The organism is Pseudorhodoferax soli, assembly GCF_003337555.1.
GTDB classification, from domain to species: Bacteria; Pseudomonadota; Gammaproteobacteria; order Burkholderiales; family Burkholderiaceae_C; genus Pseudorhodoferax; species Pseudorhodoferax soli.
The window spans coordinates 93,477-112,032 of record NZ_QPJK01000003.1 but is presented as its reverse complement, the minus strand read 5'-3'; the positions used below and the strand labels follow the sequence as shown (position 1 = coordinate 112,032).

General features: G+C 72.9%; 15 protein-coding genes. 9 read left to right on the top strand and 6 right to left on the bottom strand.

The genetic code is table 11. The features are described from left to right. The first annotated feature begins 73 nt into the window (after positions 1 to 73). Together DES41_RS12150 and DES41_RS12145 are read left to right on the top strand one after the other, a co-directional pair. On the top strand, positions 74 to 4,714 hold the full coding sequence (locus tag DES41_RS12150; RefSeq protein ID WP_245965677.1) for a CheR family methyltransferase: 4,641 nt from the start codon (positions 74 to 76) through the stop codon (positions 4,712 to 4,714). A 67-nt stretch (positions 4,715 to 4,781) separates the two neighbouring features. Continuing rightward, on the top strand, positions 4,782 to 5,819 hold the full coding sequence (locus DES41_RS12145; protein WP_170168155.1) for a chemotaxis protein CheB: 1,038 nt from the start codon (positions 4,782 to 4,784) through the stop codon (positions 5,817 to 5,819). Positions 5,820 to 5,845: 26 nt separating this feature from the next. Here DES41_RS12145 and DES41_RS38370 read toward each other — a convergent pair whose 3' ends face one another. Next, the gene (locus DES41_RS38370) at positions 5,846 to 6,145 is read right to left on the bottom strand and encodes a PRC-barrel domain-containing protein (protein ID WP_170168154.1); all 300 of its coding nucleotides are present in this window, start codon (positions 6,143 to 6,145) and stop codon (positions 5,846 to 5,848) included. 50 nt (positions 6,146 to 6,195) lie between these two features. On the opposite strand from DES41_RS38370, the gene DES41_RS12135 reads away from it, so the two are divergent. The 5 genes from DES41_RS12135 (at position 6,196) to DES41_RS12115 (ending at position 11,798) form a co-directional block, all read left to right on the top strand. Further along, the gene (locus DES41_RS12135) at positions 6,196 to 8,727 is read left to right on the top strand and encodes a PAS domain-containing hybrid sensor histidine kinase/response regulator (RefSeq protein ID WP_114467917.1); all 2,532 of its coding nucleotides are present in this window, start codon (positions 6,196 to 6,198) and stop codon (positions 8,725 to 8,727) included. Positions 8,728 to 8,917: 190 nt separating this feature from the next. After that, entirely contained in the window at positions 8,918 to 9,118 is a 201-nt protein-coding gene (locus DES41_RS12130) for a hypothetical protein (RefSeq protein ID WP_114467916.1), read from the top strand. Next, positions 9,115 to 10,113 (top strand): glycosyltransferase family 2 protein, encoded by a 999-nt coding sequence (locus DES41_RS12125; protein ID WP_114467915.1) that lies wholly within the window; start codon positions 9,115 to 9,117, stop codon positions 10,111 to 10,113. Before DES41_RS12130 ends, DES41_RS12125 begins: the two co-directional genes overlap by 4 nt. Before the next feature lie 18 nt (positions 10,114 to 10,131). Beyond that, on the top strand, positions 10,132 to 11,169 hold the full coding sequence (locus tag DES41_RS12120; RefSeq protein ID WP_114467914.1) for a UDP-glucuronic acid decarboxylase family protein: 1,038 nt from the start codon (positions 10,132 to 10,134) through the stop codon (positions 11,167 to 11,169). A gap of 152 nt (positions 11,170 to 11,321) precedes the next feature. Next, positions 11,322 to 11,798: a glycine zipper domain-containing protein gene (locus DES41_RS12115; RefSeq protein WP_114467913.1), complete on the top strand. Its 477-nt coding sequence runs from the start codon at positions 11,322 to 11,324 to the stop codon at positions 11,796 to 11,798. Between the two features lie 78 nt (positions 11,799 to 11,876). On the opposite strand, the gene DES41_RS12110 is transcribed toward DES41_RS12115, so the two are convergent. The 5 genes from DES41_RS12110 to ku all read right to left on the bottom strand — a co-directional run bounded on the left by DES41_RS12110 (position 11,877) and on the right by ku (position 14,388). Then, entirely contained in the window at positions 11,877 to 12,278 is a 402-nt protein-coding gene (locus tag DES41_RS12110; protein ID WP_114467912.1) for a hypothetical protein, read from the bottom strand. A gap of 190 nt (positions 12,279 to 12,468) precedes the next feature. Next, on the bottom strand, positions 12,469 to 12,813 hold the full coding sequence (locus DES41_RS12105; RefSeq protein WP_147282841.1) for a hypothetical protein: 345 nt from the start codon (positions 12,811 to 12,813) through the stop codon (positions 12,469 to 12,471). 83 nt (positions 12,814 to 12,896) lie between these two features. Beyond that, complete coding sequence (locus DES41_RS12100) at positions 12,897 to 13,085, bottom strand: hypothetical protein (RefSeq protein WP_114467910.1); 189 nt, start codon at positions 13,083 to 13,085, stop codon at positions 12,897 to 12,899. Between the two features lie 141 nt (positions 13,086 to 13,226). Next, positions 13,227 to 13,403, bottom strand: coding sequence for a DUF3606 domain-containing protein (locus DES41_RS12095; protein ID WP_114467909.1), 177 nt, complete (start codon positions 13,401 to 13,403; stop codon positions 13,227 to 13,229). 103 nt (positions 13,404 to 13,506) lie between these two features. Continuing rightward, positions 13,507 to 14,388: a non-homologous end joining protein Ku gene (ku, locus tag DES41_RS12090; protein WP_114467908.1), complete on the bottom strand. Its 882-nt coding sequence runs from the start codon at positions 14,386 to 14,388 to the stop codon at positions 13,507 to 13,509. Between the two features lie 142 nt (positions 14,389 to 14,530). Between ku and DES41_RS12085 the strand changes: the two genes are divergently transcribed. Both DES41_RS12085 and ligD read left to right on the top strand, forming a co-directional pair. Then, a complete protein-coding gene (locus tag DES41_RS12085) occupies positions 14,531 to 14,842 on the top strand; it encodes a hypothetical protein (RefSeq protein WP_114467907.1) in 312 nt (103 codons plus the stop codon). Positions 14,843 to 15,148: 306 nt separating this feature from the next. Beyond that, positions 15,149 to 18,541: a DNA ligase D gene (ligD, locus tag DES41_RS12080; protein WP_114467906.1), complete on the top strand. Its 3,393-nt coding sequence runs from the start codon at positions 15,149 to 15,151 to the stop codon at positions 18,539 to 18,541. Positions 18,542 to 18,556: the final 15 nt, after the last annotated feature.

Below are 18,556 nucleotides of genomic sequence, written 5' to 3'. Positions count from 1 at the left end.
GCCACACGCGGCCCCGAACTTGCACCACTGCCGGTTGGCCCGTCGCGCGCACGGCCGTCCCCTCCCCCACGCCATGACCGACCAGAGACCCGAAGACGAGATCGATCCCGACCTGCCCGAACTGGAAATGGCAGAGCGGCAGGACGACGCCATCCCCACGCACGGCTACCACATGCTGCCGGTGGTGGCCATCGGCGGCTCGGCCGGCAGCATCGGCGCCCTGCACCAGCTGCTGCAGCACACGCCCCCGGGCAGCGGGCTGGCCTTCGTCGTGGTCGTGCACCTGTCGCCCGACCACGAGAGCGAACTGGCCGGCATGCTGCAGAAGTCCACCCGCATGCCCGTGGTGCAGGTGCGCGAGACCGTGCGCATGCAGGCCGAGACCGTCTACGTGATCCCGCCGCGCAAGGCCATGCGCACGGTGGACAACCAGCTGCAGCTGCTGGACCTGCCAGCCGAGCGCCAGCGCCATGTGGTGGTGGACACCTTCTTCCGCGCGCTGGCCGAGAGCCACGGCCCGCACGCCACGGCCGTGGTGCTGTCCGGCGGCGACGGCGATGGCGCCATCGGCATCAAGCGCATCAAGGAGCGCGGCGGCCTCACCATCGCCCAGGAGCCCGACGAGGCCGAGGTGAGCGGCATGCCGCGCACGGCGGTGAACACGGGCATGGTCGACTGGGTGCTGCCGATCGCCGAGATCGCGCCGCGCATCGTCCAATACCACCGCAACGAGTACGCGCTGCGCCTGCCGCCCGAAGCCGGCCCGCAGATCGCCCAGCCCGGCCGCAGCCCGGCCGCAGACGAAAGCACGCTGCGCGAGGTGCTGGGCTTCCTGCGCATGCGCACCGGGCGCGACTTCTCCTACTACAAGCGCGCCACCATCCTGCGCCGCATCGGCCGGCGCATGCAGGTCAACGGCGTCGCCGAGCTGCCCGACTACCTGGCCTGCCTGCGCACGCGCCCGGGCGAGGCCGGCGCGCTGCTGCAGGACCTGCTCATCAGCGTGACCAACTTCTTCCGCGACGGCGACTGCTTCACGGCGCTGCAGGCGCATGTGGCCTCGCTGTTCCGGGGCAAGAGCGCGGCCGACCCGGTGCGCGTGTGGGTCAGCGCCTGCGCCACCGGCGAGGAGGCCTACTCCATCGCCATGCTGCTCAGCGAGCACGCGCGTGCGCTGGAGGTGCCGCCGCCGATCCAGATCTTCGCGACCGACCTGGACGACGAGGCCATCCGCGTGGCGCGCGAAGGCGTCTACCCCGCGACCATCGAGGCCGATGTGTCCGAGGAACGGTTGCGCCGCTTCTTCGTCAAGGAGCACCGGGGCTACCGCGTGCGCCGCGAGGTGCGCGAGATGGTGCTGTTCGCCGTGCACGACGTGCTCAAGGACTCGCCCTTCTCCAAGCTCGACCTGATCACCTGCCGCAACCTGCTGATCTACCTGGGCCGCGAGGCGCAGACGCGGGTCTTCGAGACCTTCCACTTCGCGCTGCTGCCGGCCGGCATGCTGTTCCTGGGCGCCTCCGAATCGGTGGAGGACGGCAGCGCGCTGTTCTCGGTGGTGGACAAGAAGCACCGGCTCTACATGCAGCGCTCCACGCCGCGCATCGGCATGCCCCTGCGGGCCGGCCCCGGCACGCTGGCGCTGGCGCTGGAGGCGCAGAACGCGGCGCGCACGGGCCCGGTGGTCTCCGGCGCGGCGCGCAACCCGCTGCGCACCGGCACCCTGCCGCCCACCATGCCCGACCTGGGCGGGCGCGTCTCCTCCTGGGCCGAGGCGCATTTCCGCCTGCTCGAGCACGTGGCGCCGCCGTCGCTGCTGGTCGATGCCGAGCACGAGATCCTGCACCTGTCGCCCAGCGCCGGGCGCTACCTGCAGCACGGCGGCGGCGAACCCAGCCGCAACCTGCTGCGCGTGGTGCACCCGGCCCTGCGCATCGAGCTGCGCGCGGCGCTGTTCCGCGCGGCGCAGAACGCCAGCAGCGTCGACCTGCCGGTGCTGGAGGTGGACCTGGGCGGCGACGGGGCGGAGCGCGTAGCCGTGCAGGTCACGCCGCTGCCCGATGTGGCGCCGGGTTTCCTGCTGGTGCTGTTCCGCAGCGTCCCCGAGGGCGCGCAGGACGCGGGCCAGGCCGTGGCCGCGCCGCCGGCCAGCAACGACAGCGCCGTGCACCACCTGGACCGCGAGCTGGAGCGGCTCAAGTCGCACCTGCGCGACACGGTGGAGCAGTACGAGGCGTCGACCGAGGAGCTCAAGGCCAGCAACGAGGAGCTGCAGGCCATGAACGAGGAGCTGCGCTCGGCCACCGAGGAGCTGGAAACCAGCCGCGAGGAGCTGCAGTCCATCAACGAGGAACTGACCACCGTCAACCAGGAACTCAAGAGCAAGGTCGACGAACTCGGGCATGCCAACAGCGACATGCACAACCTGATGGACGCGACGGCCATCGCCACCGTGTTCCTGGACCGCGAGCTGCGCATCACGCGCTTCACGCCCTCTGCCGTGGCGCTGTTCAACCTGATCCCGACCGATGTCGGCCGGCCGCTGTCGGACCTGACCTCGCACCTGGACTACCCCCGCCTGGGCAGCGACGCCGCGCGCGTGCTGGAGCGGCTGGCGCCGATCGAGCACGAGGTGGACGAGGAAGGCGGCAACCGCTTCCTCGTGCGCATGCTGCCCTACCGCACGCTGGACGACCACATCGGCGGGGTGGTGCTGACCTTTGTCGACATCACCGAGCGCAAGCGCGGCCAGGAGGCGCTGCGCCAGTCCGAGGAGCGCTTCAGCGCCATCGCCGAGCAGGCCACCGTGGGCCTGGTGCAGGCCACGCTGGAGGGCCGCATCAGCTTCGTCAACCGCAGCTACTGCGCGATGCTGGGCTACGACGAGAAGGAGCTGCTGGGCCGCAACGTGCTCGACCTCGTGGCACCCGACGACCGCCCGCGCTCGGCCGAGCTGTTCGCCCGGCTGCCGCAGGGCGAGGCCTTCCAGCTGGAAAAGCGCAGCCTGTGCAAGGACGGCAGCCTCAAGTGGACCTTCAACAGCGTGAGCCTGTTGACCGACGCCCAGGGCCTGCCCGGCACGGTGCTGGTCGTCAGCACCGACATCAGCGAGCGCAAGCATGCCGAGGACGCGCTGCGCAACAGCGAGGAGCGGCTGCGCCTGGTGCTGGAGAACGCCACCGAGTTCGCGATCTTCTCCACCGACCTGGAGCGCCGCATCACCGGCTGGAACACCGGCGCCCAGCGGCTGCTGGGCTACCAGGAGGCCGACGCGGTCGGCCGGCCGCTGGACATGCTGTTCACCGAGGAAGACCAGGCCGCCGGCGCGCCGCAGCGCGAGGTGCAGGCCGCGCTGCGCGACGGCCGCGCGCTGGACGACCGGCTGCACCGCCGCCAGGACGGCAGCATCTTCTGGGCCAGCGGCGTGCTGATGCCCATGCACGGCCCCAGCGGCAAGGTGGTGGGCTTCGTGAAGGTCATGCGCGACCAGAGCGCCACGCGGCGCGCGCAGGAAGAGATCGAGCGCAGCCAGGCCGAGATGGCGGCGGCGCTGCAGGAGAAAGAGGCCGCGCGTGCCACGCTGGAGGCGGCCGACAGCGCCAAGGGCCATTTCCTGGCCGTGCTCTCGCACGAGCTGCGCAACCCGCTGGCCTCGATCAGCGGCGCGGCCAAGCTGCTGCTGGCCGAGCAGGCCGAGCCGGCCACGCGCCAGCGCGCGGCCGGTATCGTCGACCGCCAGTCGCTGGTGGTGAAGAACTTGCTGGACGACCTGCTCGACGTCTCGCGCCTGCAGCTGGGCCGGCTCGGCCTGCGCCGCGTGCCGGTCTTGCTGGAAGACGTGGTGCGCAGCGCGCTCGAGACGGCACGCCCGGCCATCGACGCGGGCCGGCACAGCCTCGCCGTGGAACTGCCGTCCGAGCCCGTGGTGCTGGACGCCGATCCGCTGCGCATGAGCCAGGTGCTGTCCAACCTGCTCACCAACGCGGCCAAGTACACGCCCGACGGCGGCCGCATCGGGCTCGAGGCGCGGCGCGAGTCCAGCGAACAGTTGGCCATCTGCGTCTCGGACAACGGCATCGGCCTGGAGGCGCAGGAGATCGATGCGCTGTTCGAGATGTTCGCGCAGGGCGGGGCCATCGGCGAGCGCACCGGCCACGGCCTGGGCATCGGCCTGGCGCTGGTGCGCAGCATCGTCGCGCTGCATGGCGGCGCCGTGCAGGGCGAGAGCGCCGGCCGCGGCCTGGGTTGCCGGTTCACCGTGCGCCTGCCGCTGCCGCAGGACATGACGCCGGAGCAGGCCTTGCGCCAGGCGGCCCCGCCGGAGCCCGCAGCCGCAGGCCTGCAGCAGGTGCTGCTGGTCGACGACAACGAGGACGCCGCCTGGAGCCTGGCCATGGCCATGGAGATGAACGGGCGCAGCGTGACCACGGCCGCCACCGGCAGCGAAGCGCTGGCGCTGGCCGCGGAACTGCGGCCGCATGCGGTGGTGCTGGACATCGGCCTGCCCGACCTCAGCGGCTACGAGGTGGCGCGCCGCATGCGCGAGAGCGACTGGGGCAGGCAGGCGGTGCTGGTCGCCGCGACGGGCTGGGGCCAGGAGAACGACCGCCAGGCGGCGCGCGAGGCCGGCTTCGACGGCCACCTCGTCAAGCCCGTGGACGTGGCCGAGCTGCTGGCCCTGCTCGACCAGCTCCGGTCCGCCCGCCGGGCCTGAGCGCGCGCACGCGCGGCCCGGCACGCCGATTGCCCATCCTGGGCGATCGGTGTGAAGGAGCATGCGCATGGAGTCCAGCCCGAGCGGCACGGCAGATGACAGGGAAACCGGCTGGGTGGTGGCGATCGGCGCCTCGACCGGCGGCTTCGCCCCACTGGGCGCGCTGATCGCGCAGTTGCCGCAGGATTTTCCTGCGTCCGTGCTGGTGGTCCAGCACATCGGCCCGTACCGCAGCGGGCTGGCGCAGCGCCTGGCCCGGTGTGGCGTGCTGCCGGCGCGCGATGCCAGCGACCGCGAGCCGCTGCGGCCCGGCGTGGTCTACGTGGCCCCGCCCGACGCCCACCTGCTGGCCGGGCCGCGCCACCTGCAGCTCTCGCACGGACCCAAGATCAACCACACGCGGCCGGCGATCGACCCGCTGCTGCGCACCTGCGCGATCGCGCACGGCCCGCGGGCGATCGGCGTGGTGCTGAGCGGGCTGCTCGACGACGGCACGGCCGGCCTGCAGGACATCAAGCTGTGCGGCGGCCTGGCCATCGTCCAGGACCCGGGCACGGCCGAGGCCCGCGAGATGCCGATGTCGGCGCTGGACAACGTGGCCGTCGACCACTGCCTGCCGCCCGAATCCATCGGCCAGCTGCTGGCCCGCACCGTGGCGCAGCCACCGCCGCCGCTGCACTGGCCCGAGGCGGCGCTGGCCCGTATCCGCCGCGAGCAGGCCGCCAGCGAAGGACGGGACACCATGGCTTTTCTCAGCGCCCATACCGAGCCCACCATGCAGACCTGCCCGGACTGCGGTGGCACGCTGTGGCAGGTGCGCGGCAGCCAGCCGCCGCGCTACGCCTGCCACACCGGTCACGTGTTCTCGCTCAACACGCTGGCGCGCGCCCAGTACACCGAATCCGAGCACGTGCTGCGCAGCGCCGTGCGCGCGCTGCGCGAGCGCGCGGCATTGCAGCGCGAAATCGAGGCGCTGGAACGCGCGCGCGGCAACGCAGAGGCGGCGCTGCTGGCCGGCCACGAGGCGCATGCGGCGCGGCACCAGGCCGATGGCCTGATGCAACTCATCGAGCGCGAAGCGTCCGGCAACGGCAGGCCTGGCTGAGACCCACCATGCGGCGTTCCCCCGGTTCAATGCGGCTGCGGCACCGCGCCGCGCCAGATGAAGCACTGCGGCGCATCGGCCGCTTCCAGGCCTTCCCAGTCCAGCGCGAAACGGGCCTCGCCCTGCCCCACGAAGCCGCCGCTGGCGACCACGGCATAGGCGATGCGGCCCGTGCGCAGGTCGCACACCAGCTGCTGCACCGTGCCCAGCAGGCCGCCTCGGCTGTCCACCACTGGCCAGCCGAGCAAGGCATCGGCACTGCGCAGGTCCGGCAGGTCGGGCAGGCCGGCCGGGGGCCGGGTCGGTGCGGGCGGGGCGGGTTCCATGCCGCCGCCCCGGCAAGCGGCATGCCGGCAACGCACCCGGGCTGGCGCGCATGAGCGCCGTCCGTTCTCCGGCAGCGCCGCACGGCCCCGCAGCGCGGCCTCGCGCGCGGCTGCGGGGGCTCGTGCCGCGCTGGCCCGCGCCCAGTCTGCGCAGCTACTTCGTGGCCGTGATCCTGCTGACCAGCGTGCCCATCGCGCTGGTGCTGGTCTGGCGCGTGGGCAGCGAGGCGGCGCAGACCCGCGCGCGCATGGATGCCGGCCTGCAGGCCGGCGCACAGGCGCTGGCGCAGCATGCCGACCGCGAACTGCGCGCCTCCTTCGATGCGCTGGCCGCCCTGGCCGACGCGCTGGCACTGCGCGAAGGCGCGCCGCGCGTGCCGCTGCTGCGCGCGCGCCAGCGCATGCAGCCGGCCTGGGCCAGCGTGTTCCTGGCCGACGAGCAGGGCAACGTGCTGGCCGACACGGCCGACATGGCCAGTGCGGCCGCGGCCGCGCCCCTGCCCGCCCTGCTGCGCCGCGCCGCGGCCGGCGGCGGCCCCGCGCGGCTGGTGGCGCGCACGCCCTCCGGCCAGGTGCTGCTGGCGCTGCCGCTGTACGAGGGCGGCCAGCTGCGCCAGTGGCTGGGCGTGCGCTTCGAGCCGCGCTTCTGGCCAGCGCTGGTGGCGGCCGCGCCGGCCGAGGTGGCCCTGCCCGGCCTGCTGACGCGCGCAGGCGAGCCCATCGCCGGCGCGGCACCGCAGGCATTGCCACCGCAAGAGCGGCCGCCCGCAGGCATGCAGCGGCTGCCGCTGGCCGATGGCCGGGCCGCGCTGGTGGCGGCACGGGCGCTGCGCGAGGCCGACTGGTTCGCCACCTCGGCGGCCCTGGCCGAACCGCTGGAGCAGGCCGAGCGCGAGCGCATGCTGCAGACGGTGGCCACCACGGGCGCCAGCCTGCTGCTGGGCGTCTCGCTGGCGCTGCTGCTCGCGCTGCAGGTCACGCGGCCGCTGGGTGCCCTGGCGGCCCGTGGCCAGGCGCCGCGGCCGGGGCCGCTGCCCATGCGCGAGATCGCGCTGCTGGCCGAGGCGCTGGCCGCGGCGCGCCGTGCCGACCGCGCCGCGGCCGACCAGCTGCAGCGCCGCGCCGACGAGTTCGAGGCCTTGTTCCACGGCAGCCCGATCGGCCTGGCCTTCGCGCGCGATGCGGCCTGCGCCTCGGTGCAGTGCAATCCGGCGATGGACGCGCTGCTGGGCGCGGCCGCGCCGCCGGCCGGCAGCCTCGGGGTGTTCCAGACCGGCCGCCGGCTGGAGCCGGGCCAGCAGCCGCTGCAGCGGGCCTGCCGCACAGGCCAGCCGGTGCCGGCCACCGAACTGGAACTGCGCCGCGCCGGCCAGCCGGTGCTGCACGTGGTGGCCAGCGCCGTGCCGCTGCACGATGCCGACGGCCGGGCGCGCGGCGCGCTCAGCGCGGTCATGGACGTCACGCCGCTGAAGACCGCACTGGCCGACCTGGAGCGCGCGCACCGGGCGCTCCAGGCCAAGCAGGCGCTGGTCGAGCTTGCGCAGGACGCCGGCCAGGCCGGCGTGCTGGAGTTCCGCTTCCGCGCCGACGAGCTGCTCTGCAGCGCCGGCATGTCGCGCCTGCTGGGCCTGGCGCCGATGCCCCTGCACGGCCGGCTGCGCGACTGGCTGGCCGCGGTGGCGCCCGAGGACCGGCCGGCCCTGCGGGCCCAGCTGGCCGCGGCGCTGGCGCGCCGGCGCCCGCGCGTGCAGCTGGACTTCCGCGTGGCGGGCAGCACGGGGCGCTGGCTCTCGCTGCGGCTGGCCTGCCTGTACCTGGACGACGGCCGGCCGCTGCAGATGGTTGGCATGGCCGTGGACGCCACGGGCCTCAAGCGCGCCGAGCGCCGGCACCGGCGCGTGGCCGTGCACGAGCACGCCGCGCGGCGCGAAGCCCAGGCCGAGAGCCGCGCCAAGGACGAGTTCCTGCTCATGCTGGGCCACGAACTGCGCAACCCGCTCGGCGCCATCGCGGGCGCGGCCGAGGTGCTGCACAGCGGCGCCGGCGGGCCGCAGCTGGCACGCCGCGCCGTGGCCATCGTGCAGCGCCAGACGCAGCGGCTCACCGAACTGCTGGACCGGCTGCTCGATTCGGCCCACGCTGCCGACGGCGGTACCGCCCCCGTGCGCCGCCAGCCCGGCGACCAGGCCAGCGCCGCGCCCCGCGACACCGCGCCGCGCCGCGTGCTGCTGGTGGACGACCATGCCGACCTGCGCGAGGCCACCGGCGCCCTGCTCGCGCACGCCGGCCACACCGTGCTGAGCGCCGGCGACGGCGCGGCCGGCCTGGCCCTGCTGCTGGCCGAGTGGCCCGATGCGGCCGTGGTCGACATCGGCATGCCGGGCATGGACGGGCTCACGCTGGCGCGGCGTGCGCGCGCGGCCGGCTACCCGGGCCGGCTCGTGGCCATCTCCGGCTATGGCCGCCCGCGCGCGCTGGAGGCAGCGCGCCAGGCCGGTTTCGACGCCTACGTGGTCAAGCCCGTGAGCGGCGAGGCGCTGCGCCGCGCCATGGACCCGCGCAGCGAAGGCTTCCCCGACTGACGACGCCGGGGCCACGCGGCGCCCACCTGCACGGGATGCGGCAAGCCCGTGGCGCTGCGCTGCGCGGCGTGCAGCGCCGGGGCGGCGCGGAGCCGGGCACGCGCGACTGCACGTCGCGGTCGTGGCATGCGCATTGCCATGGTGCGGGGGCGAAGCCGGAGCGGTTTCCGGCGCCATGGAAGCAACACACATGAAGACAGGCCTGTGCCTTGCGCTGACCAGCGTCCATGCCTTGCCGCGCGCGCCGGCCGCCGGCGTCGACGCCGGTGGGCAGACCATCTCTGCGGCCCATGGGCCGCGCAAGGAAGATTTGCGGCAACACCTGCCGCCGTCCGCACCCGGCCGCGGCGCGTGTGCGGCAGGCTTCTTCCTGCCGGAGAAGCCCGTATGAAACGCTTCGCGGCGGCAGACCCGACCGTCCCCGCCATCGCCGTCGTCATCGCCACCTGCCGGCGCCCCGCCCTGCTGCGCCGCTGCCTGCAGGCGCTGCTCGCGCAGCAGGGGCTGGCCCGGGACTGGGAGATCGTGGTGGTGGACGACGGCCCCTGCGCCGACACCGAGGCACTGGTGCAGGCGCTGGCCGCCACCTGCAAGCGGCCCCGCCTGCGCTACGCCCGAGCCCAGGGCACGCGCGGCCCGGCCGGCGCGCGCAACACCGGCTGGCGCAGCACGCGCGCACCCGTGGTCGCCTTCACCGACGACGACACGGTGCCCGCACCCGACTGGCTGGCCGAGGGCCTGCGTGCGCTGGACGACGGCCTGGTGGCGGCGGGCGGCCGCGTCGTCGTGCCGGTGGACGGCCCGCCGACCGACCACGCGCGCATGACCCAGGGCCTGGAGCGGGCCGAGTTCGTGACGGCCAACGCCTTCGTGCGCCGCAGTGCGCTGCTGGGCGTGGGCGGCTTCGACACGCGCTTCACGCGGGCGTGGCGCGAGGACTCGGACCTGCAGTTCGCGCTGCTCGAACGCTACGGCGGCGTCGGCCGGGCCGAGCGTGCCGTGGTGGTGCACCCGGTGCGGCCGGTGCGCTGGGGCATCTCGATGGCGCAGCAGGCCAATGTCTACTTCGACGCGCTGCTGTTCGCCAAGCACCCCGACCTGTACCGCAGCCGCATCCGGCGCCACCCGCCCTGGCTCTACGGCCTGATCGTGGCCAGTGCCCTGGGCGCCGCGGGCGCCGCGCTGGCCGGCCAGGGCCCGCTGGCCGGTGCGCTCGCCGCGCTGGCGCTGGCCGGCTGCCTGGTGTTCGCGCTGCGGCGCCTGCGCGGTGCCTCGCATGCGCCGGCCCACGTGGCCGAGATGCTCGTCACCTCGCTGGCCATCCCCTTCCTCGCCTGCTATTGGCGGCTGCGCGGCGCCTGGCGCTTTCGCACCCTCTTCCCCTGACCTGCTGGAGACCTCCCCGTGCCCTCGACCCACGACATCCTCGTCACCGGCGCGGCCGGCTTCCTCGGCAGCCACCTGTGCGACCGCCTGCTCGAACGCGGCCACCGCGTGGTGGGCCTGGACAACCTCTGTTCGGGCACGCGCGACAACCTGGCCCACCTGCAGGCGCATCCGCGCTTTCGCTTCGTCGAGCAGAACGTGACCGCGCCCTGCACGTTGCAGGTCGACCGCATCTACAACCTGGCCTGCCCGGCCAGCCCGCCGCACTACCAGCAGGACCCGGTGGGCACCACACTGACCAGCGTGCTGGGAACCTGGCGCATGCTGGAGCTGGCGCGCCGCTGCGGCGCGCGGCTGCTGCAGGCCTCCACCAGCGAGATCTACGGCGACCCGGCCGTGCACCCGCAGCGCGAGGACTACCACGGCGATGTCAACACCGTGGGCCCGCGCGCCTGCTACGACGAGGGCAAGCGCTGCGCCGAGACGCTGTGCTTCGACTACCTGCGCCAGCACGGCGTGGCGGTGCGCGTGGCGCGCATCTTCAACACCTACGGGCCGCGCATGCTGCCCGACGACGGCCGCGTGGTCAGCAACTTCATCGTGCAGGCCCTGCACGGCCAGGACATCACGCTGTATGGCGATGGCCGCCAGACGCGCTGCTTCTGCTTCGTCGACGACACGGTGGACGGCCTGCTGCGGCTCATGGAGTCCGACAGCACGGGGCCGGTGAACCTGGGCAACCCGCACGAGATCACGATGCGCGTGCTGGCCGCCGAAGTGCTGGCGCTGACCGGCAGCAGCGCGCAACTGGTCTTTCGGCCCTTGCCGCAGGACGACCCGCGCCGGCGCTGCCCCGACATCGCGCTGGCCCAGCGCGTGCTGGGCTGGTCACCCCAGGTGCCACTGGCGCAGGGCCTGCGCCGCACCATCGACGACTTCGCGCGGCGGCTGGCCAGCCCGCGCACGCCGGACGAGGCCGCCCTGCCGCTGGCCAGCGCCAGCCCGCGGCCGCAGGCCGGCCAGGAGGCGGCACGCGGCGGCCCCGCCAGCTGGTGAGTCCGGCGCCCGACAGCCTGCTCCGTCGTGCCGGCGGCCGCTCCACGCCACCGGCCGTGAGGCGATGGACGACGTGCGCAGACGCTCCGTTCCGGCAGGCCGCGCGCCGCGCAGGTCCTAACTTGGAGACCTTTCATCAACAGGAGATCGCCATGGAAGAAAAGAGCAAGGTCGGCACGGGCGCAGCGGTCGGTGCGGTGACGGGTGGTGTGGCCGGCGGCGCAGCCGCAGGTGCCGCCGTCGGTGGCATGACGGGGCCTGTCGGTGCGGCCGTGGGCGCAGCCGTGGGTGCTGCCGTCGGCGCGCTGGCGGGCAAGGCCACCAAGGTCGACCCGGTGGCCGAGGACAGCTACTGGCGCGACAACTTCAGCACCAGGCCCTATGCGTCCGGCTCCAACTACGACCAGTACGGTCCGGCCTACATGTACGGCGCCAGCGCGTACGAGAAGTACCCCGGCCGCTCGTTCGACGAGGTCGAGCCCGAACTGGGCGCGGGCTGGTCGGGATCGCGCGGCAGCTCGTCGCTGGAATGGGGCAATGCGCGGCACGCCTCGCGCGATGCCTGGCAGCGTCTGAGCGACCGCGTGGAACGTGCGGTGCCCGGAGATTCCGACCGCGACGGCAAGTAGCCACGCAAACAAAACGGGCCCACGGGCCCGTTCGCACATCCAGGTGCCCGCGCGCAGCCTTGCGCGCGGGCCGTCTTGTCAGCCCTTCATGCGCTTGATGTCGGCCTTGGCGCTGTCGTGCTGGGTCTTGGCCTGCTTCACGCAATTGGCCTTGGCGTCGCCCGCCATGTCGTCGCACTTCTCCTTGGCCACTTCATAGGCCATCTCGGCCTTGGCCTCGGCGACGTTCTTGGCGTGCTTGTCCGACGGCTTGTAGTTCTGCTCCAACTCGGCCTTGGCCACGTTCTCCGTGCCCTTGGCTTCCTTCTCGCAGACGTCCTTGGCGTTGTCCTTCAGCGCGTCGCAACGGGCCTTGGCCGCCTTGTAGTCGGCGGAGATCTTGTCCTTGGCCGCGTTGTATTCGTCCTTGGTCATCGCGCTGGCGCCTGCGGAGGCAACGAGGCTGCCGGCCAGTGCGATCCAGAGTAGATGCTTTTTCATGGTGTCTCCTTGGGGCATGACGGTTGGGAAAACTGCCGGCCTTTCCGCGCTCGCGTGGTGTGCCGGCCTTGCCACTGTCTGGTGCGCGCGGGACGCGCGCAGTAGGACGGTGCCCCTAGCCGCGATAGGCCGGCTCTGCATGCGTCCGGCGCTGCCGTTGGAAGGCGCGCCGGACGGGCGCCGCGCATCTTCACGACACCGGCGCCTGCCCCGGCCCCGCCGCGCCTGGGCCCCGGAAGGCAGTGGTGATGTCGACGCGCGCCTGCGCCAGGGCGGCAAGACGCTGCTGGATTTCCTGCGGCGTGGCCTTAGGATTGCCGATGGAGAGCCGGCCGAGGTATTGGTCGCCAGCGACGAGGTCTGCGCGCCCGAACACGTAGTCGGGCGTGCGCTGCACCGCGATGCGGATGTCCACGCCGCGGTAGGACATCGACTGCTCCTGCAACGGGTCGGAGCCCGCACCACCCGGCGTGCGGCCGGGCTGCGGAGCGGCTGGGGCTGGGGCTGGGGCTGGGGCTGGATGTTGGATGGCCATGTGCTTCCTCCTTTCAAGCTGACCCTTCAACCGAGTCCGAGCAAGATAGGGGCGGCGCACGCGGCTTCAAGTCGGTGCTGCGCTCACAGGCCGGGGTGCGGCGGAGTTTCCACGGGTGTCGGCTGCGGCATCACGGGCGGTTGGCCCGGCAAGGGGTTCTGCGGTGCGTCGATGTGGCTGGGCTGCGGGGCCAGCGCCGGGCTGGGCTGGGGCTGTTGTTGCTGCTGCTGTTGCTGCTGCTGTACCCGCAGCAGGGCGGCGTTGTCGGCCATGGGGCGTCCTTTGCGAAGGGGAGTTGTCCGGGGGCGTGGAGGGGCGCTTGCCTTGCAGGCCCGGCGCGCACAGGGCCGCCACCGCCGCAGCGAAGCGGTCGGCGGGAATCACGAGCGTGGTGCGCTGTGCCACGGGCTGCCTCAATGGCTCTGCAGGTACTCGCGCACCTTGTCGGCGGAATTGCCGACGGCCTGCACCGCCTCGCGCAGCTTGTCTTCGGTCGTGCCCAGGCTCTTGGCCCAGTCGCGCCGCTCGTATGCCTCGTCGATGGCGATCCGCTGGCGGTCTGCTGCGGTCTGGCTCTTGTCGTCTGCCATGCTGGCCTCCTTGGTCGTTAGAACGGCCTCCATGCTGCACAAGGGTCGTGCAGCACCGGCGTAGGACGGCGCAGCAAGTGGCGGCCGGCCTGCGGCCCAGGGCTCAGGCGGCCTTCTTCTGTGGTGCGGACTTGCCGGCGGCGGTCTTCCTGCCCGGGCTCTTCTTCGCCGCGGCCTTGGCCGGCGGCTTGCGCCCGCCCTTGAGGCTGCGCTGCAGCAGCGCGGTGAGGTCGAGCACGTTGGCGGCCTCCGGGGCCTCTTCCTCGGGCTGGATCACCGTCTCGGTGTCGCCCGCCTTGACCTTCTTGTCGACCAGCTTCATGACCTGGTGGCGGAACTCGTCCTTGAAGTCCTCCGGGTACCAGTCGCCGGACATCTCGGCCACCAGTTGCTTGGCCATCTTCATCTCGGCCGCGCTGATGTTCTTGCGGCCGGCGGGCGGCAGGTCCAGCGCGTCCAGCGTCTTGACCTCGTCGCCCCAGCGCAGCAGGTTCAGCACCAGCGCGGGCCCGGAAGGCACCAGCGCCGCCAGGTGCTGCTTGGTGGCGATGACCACCTTGGCCAGCGCGATCTTGCCGGTCTCGACCAGGGCCTCGCGCAGCAGGGCGTAGACCTTCTCGCTCTTGGCCAGCGGCGCCACGTAGTACGGCCGCTCCAGGAAGATGAAGGGCATGGCGCCGGCGTCGATGAAGCGCTCGATCGAGATGGTCTGCGTGGTCTTGGGGAACACGGCCTCGATCTCGTCGGGGCTGATGATCACGTACTTGCCGTCCTCGTACTGCACACCCTTGACGATGTTCTCCTTCGTGATCTCCTTGCCGGTGCGCTTGTTGATGCGCTTGTAGCCCACCGGGTCCATGGAGCGCTTGTCCAGCCAATCGAAGTCCACCCCCTGCTCCGACGAAGCGGTGTGCAGGCCCACCGGGATGTGGACCAGACCGAAGGTGATGGCGCCTTTCCAGAGCGTGCGCGACCCAGTTGCCATGTACGGCCTCCCTTGTTTGAACCGGCGGAAAGCAGCAGTGTCGGCGCCGGCAGCCGGCCCCGCGTAGGCCGGCGCAGGCAAGTGCCGTCAGGCAGCCGGCCGACCTGCGCTGCGGCACCGCACGAGGCGGTACGCTGCGCCCATGCCCGCCTTGCGCCACATCGCCGTGCACGTGGAAGAGCCCCGCAGCGGGCGCTTCGTCTGGGTGCTGACCGAGCGCCATGCCGACGACTGGCAGCCGCTGGACCGGGCCCGCACCGCCGTGCCGAGCTACCAGCGCGCCATGGCCGAGGGGCTGCTCGCGCTGCAGCAGCTGGTGGAGGACCTGGACAGCGGGCCGCGCGCCGATGCCGGGCATGCGGCAGCGCCGCCAGAGCGCGGGCGTGCCGACGAAGCCCCACCCAAGGCAGCACCGGCCAAGGGGTCGTACTTCGGCTTCGGGCCGGCGCGCTGAACCTTGCGGACGCGGGGCCGCCAGCGTCCGGCACAGAGTCCTTGCCATGGCCGACAGGGCTTGCCTATGCCTGCCTACAGCGCATGCCGCGGGCCGGCCCCAAGCTGGCGGGCGACCGAACCCTGACAGAACCGACTGGAGCACACCATGCGCAAGATGATCCTGATGGCCATTGCCGGCTTCCTGTGGAAACAATTCAAGGCCCGCCAGGCCGCGAAGCCCAGGGCGGCCTACCCCCGCGACGCGGGCAACTGGCGCGACTGACGGGCGCGCCCGGGACTGTCGCAACCCGTGGCCCCGCGCACGATGCGCGTTGCGACCTGGAACATCAACAACGTCCGCAAGCGGCTGGACCTGCTGCTGGACTGGCTGGCGCGCACGCAGCCCGACGTGCTCGCGCTGCAGGAACTCAAGACGCCCACCGCGGACTACCCCGCTCAGGCGCTGGCCGAGGCCGGCTACCAGAGCCTGGTGGTCGGCCAGCGCACCTGGAACGGCGTGGCGCTGCTGGCACGCGGGCAAGCGCCGCTGCCGGTGGCGACCGCGTTGCCGGGCGATCCGAAGGACAAGGAGGCCCGCTACGTCGAAGCGGCCATCCAGGGCGTGCTGTTCGCCTGCCTGTACCTGCCCAATGGCAACCCGCAGCCCGGCCCCAAGTTCGAGTACAAGCTGCGCTGGTTCGAGCGCCTGCGCCAGCGCGCGCAGGCGCTGTGGGACTCCGGGCAGCCAGTGGTGCTGCTGGGCGACTGGAACGTGGTGCCCACGGACGCAGACATCTACAAGCCCGACACCTGGCGCGACGACGCGCTGCTGCAGCCCCCCGTCCGTGAACGTTTTGCCGCCGTGCTGGCCCAGGGCTGGACCGATGCGCTGGAGAGCGTGCACCCGGGCGGGCGGCAGTTCACCTTCTGGGACTACCGCCGCAAGCGCTGGGAGCGCGATGCGGGGCTGCGCATCGACCACATCCTGGTCGGCGCGGCACTGAAGGTGCGCGGCGCCGGCGTGGACCGCGACGAGCGCGGCCGCGAGGGCGCCAGCGACCACGCCCCGGTCTGGGCAGAGCTCGCGCTGGGCCGCGCCAGGCGGACGCCGCAGGTGGACACGGCCGCGCGCCCTGCCCGCCGCGCCCGTGCGGCAGCGCCCGCCCCGGCGCCCGACGGCGAGGCCCCGCTCGCCCGCTACAACGCCAAGCGCGACTTCTCCAAAACGGCCGAGCCCGCCGGCACGCCACGCGCGCGCGCCGGGGCGGACAGCCAGGCCCTGGCCTTCGTCATCCAGAAGCACTGGGCATCGCGCCTGCACTACGACCTGCGGCTGGAGCTGGACGGCGTGATGGTCTCGTGGGCGGTGCCCAAGGGCCCCTCCTACGACCCGGCCGTCAAGCAGATGGCGATCCATGTGGAGGACCACCCCGTGGACTACAACAGCTTCGAGGGCAGCATCCCCAAGGGCGAATACGGCGCGGGCAAGGTCATCGTCTGGGACCGCGGCAGCTGGGAGCCGGTGGGCGATGCACGCGCGGGGCTGGCCAAGGGCAAGCTGGTGTTCCACCTGCACGGCGAGAAGCTGGCCGGGCTGTGGGAACTCGTGCGCATCTCCAAGCCCGGCGCGAAGCAGCAGGAGCAGTGGCTGTTCTTCAAGAAGCGCGGCGATGCCTGGGCCCGCCCGGGCACCGAGTACGACGTCATCGCCGCGCTGCCGGACAGTGTCGTGACGCACCCGCTGGGCCCGGTCGAGCAGCGCGAGCCGCAGCGCGTCCGGCAGCCGGCCCGGCCAGCGCTGGAGGCGCCCGATCTGCAGGAGGCCCGGCGCGCGCCGCTGCCCGCCAAGCTGCAGCCGCAGCTGGCCACGCTGGTGTCCGCCGTGCCTTCGGGCAACTGGATCGTCGAGTCCAAGTTCGACGGCTACCGGCTGCTGGCGCGCAGCGAACAGGGCAGCGTGCGGCTGTTCACCCGCAACGGCCACGACTGGACCGCCAAGCTCGGACCGGTCGCCCGGGCCATCGCCGACCTGGGCCTGGACAGCGCCTGGCTGGACGGCGAGATCGTGGTCCTCGACGACGCCGGCCTGCCGGACTTCAACCGCCTGCAGAACGCCATCGACAACGCCCGCACCGGCGACATCGAGATGTTCGTCTTCGACATCCCCTTCCTGGGCGGCATGGACCTGCGCGCGCTGCCGCTGGCGAGCCGGCGCGACGTGCTGCGCAAGCTCTTCGACGAACGCGGCGAAGGCATCGTGCGCCTGAGCCAGTCCTTCGACGTGCTGCCCGGGCAGCTGCTGGAGGCCGCCTGCCAGATGGGCATGGAAGGTGTCATGGTCAAGCGCGCCGATGCGCCCTACACGCCAGGCCGCAGCGAAAGCTGGCTCAAGCTCAAGTGCCAGCACCGGCAGGAGTTCGTCGTGGTGGGCTTCACCGACCGCGCCGGCGCCGCTGGCGAGGTGGGGAGCCTGCTGCTGGGCTACCACGAAGGGCCGCTGCTGCGCTTCGCCGGCTCGGTGGGAACGGGCTGGGGCTCGGAGACCGGCCGGGCGCTGAAGGCCAGGCTCGCCGGCCTGCGGACCGACCAACCCGCAGTGGCGCCCGAGGACGCCCGGCCCGGCCGCTGGTCGCGGCGCGCGGCGGGCAGCGAACACTGGGTGCTGCCGCGGCTGGTGGTGGAAGTGGCCTTCGCGGAATGGACGGCCGACGACAAGGTGCGCCATGCGGTCTTCCGCGGCATCCGCAGCGACAAGCCCGCCGCGCTGATCGTGCGCGAGCGGCCCAGGCCGCTCGGCGCCCGCCCTGCGCCCCAGGCCAGGGCACCGGCCAAGGGCACCAAGCTCACCCACCCCGAGCGGGTGATCGATCCCTCCAGCGGCCTGCGCAAGGTCGACCTGGTGCGCTACTACGAGAGCGTGGCCGACTGGATGCTGCCCCACCTGCAGGGCCGGCCGGTCTCGCTGGTGCGCGGGCCCTCCGGCATCACGGGCGAGCTGTTCTTCCAGAAGCACGACGACAAGCTGGCGATCCCGCATGTGCGCAACCTGCCAGAGCGCCTGTGGCCCGGGCATGCGGCGCTGCTGGAGGTGCCCACGGCGCAGGCACTGCTGGCCTGCGCGCAGATGAACGTGATCGAGTTCCACACCTGGAACTCGCGCGCCGGCAGCATCGACAAGCCCGACCGCATCGTGTTCGACCTTGACCCGGGCGAAGGCACGCCATGGCAGCAGGTGCAGGAGGCGGCGTTGCTGGTGCGTGCCCTGCTCCAGGAGCTGGGGCTGCAATGCTGGCTCAAGACCTCGGGCGGCAAGGGCCTGCATGTGGTGGTGCCGCTGGCGCCGCGGCTGGGCTACGAGGCGGTGAAGGATTTCTCCCAGGCCGTGGTGCAGCACCTGGCGCGCACCATCCCGGCGCGCTTCGTCGCCAAGAGCGGGCCGAAGAACCGCGTGGGCAAGCTGTTCGTGGACTACCTGCGCAACGGCCACGGCGCCACCACGGCGGCGGCCTTCTCGGCGCGCTCGCGCCCGGGCCTCGGGGTCTCCATGCCGGTCGCCTGGGAGCAGCTGGCCGACCTGAAGAGCGGTGCGCAGTGGACCATCGCCACGGCACGCGAGTACCTGAGCTTCCAGCAACACGATCCGTGGCAGGACTTCTGGAAGACGCGCCAGGGCCTGGCCGCAGCCCTCAAGACGCTGGCCCGCGCCACTGCGCGCTGAAGCGATGCCCTGCCG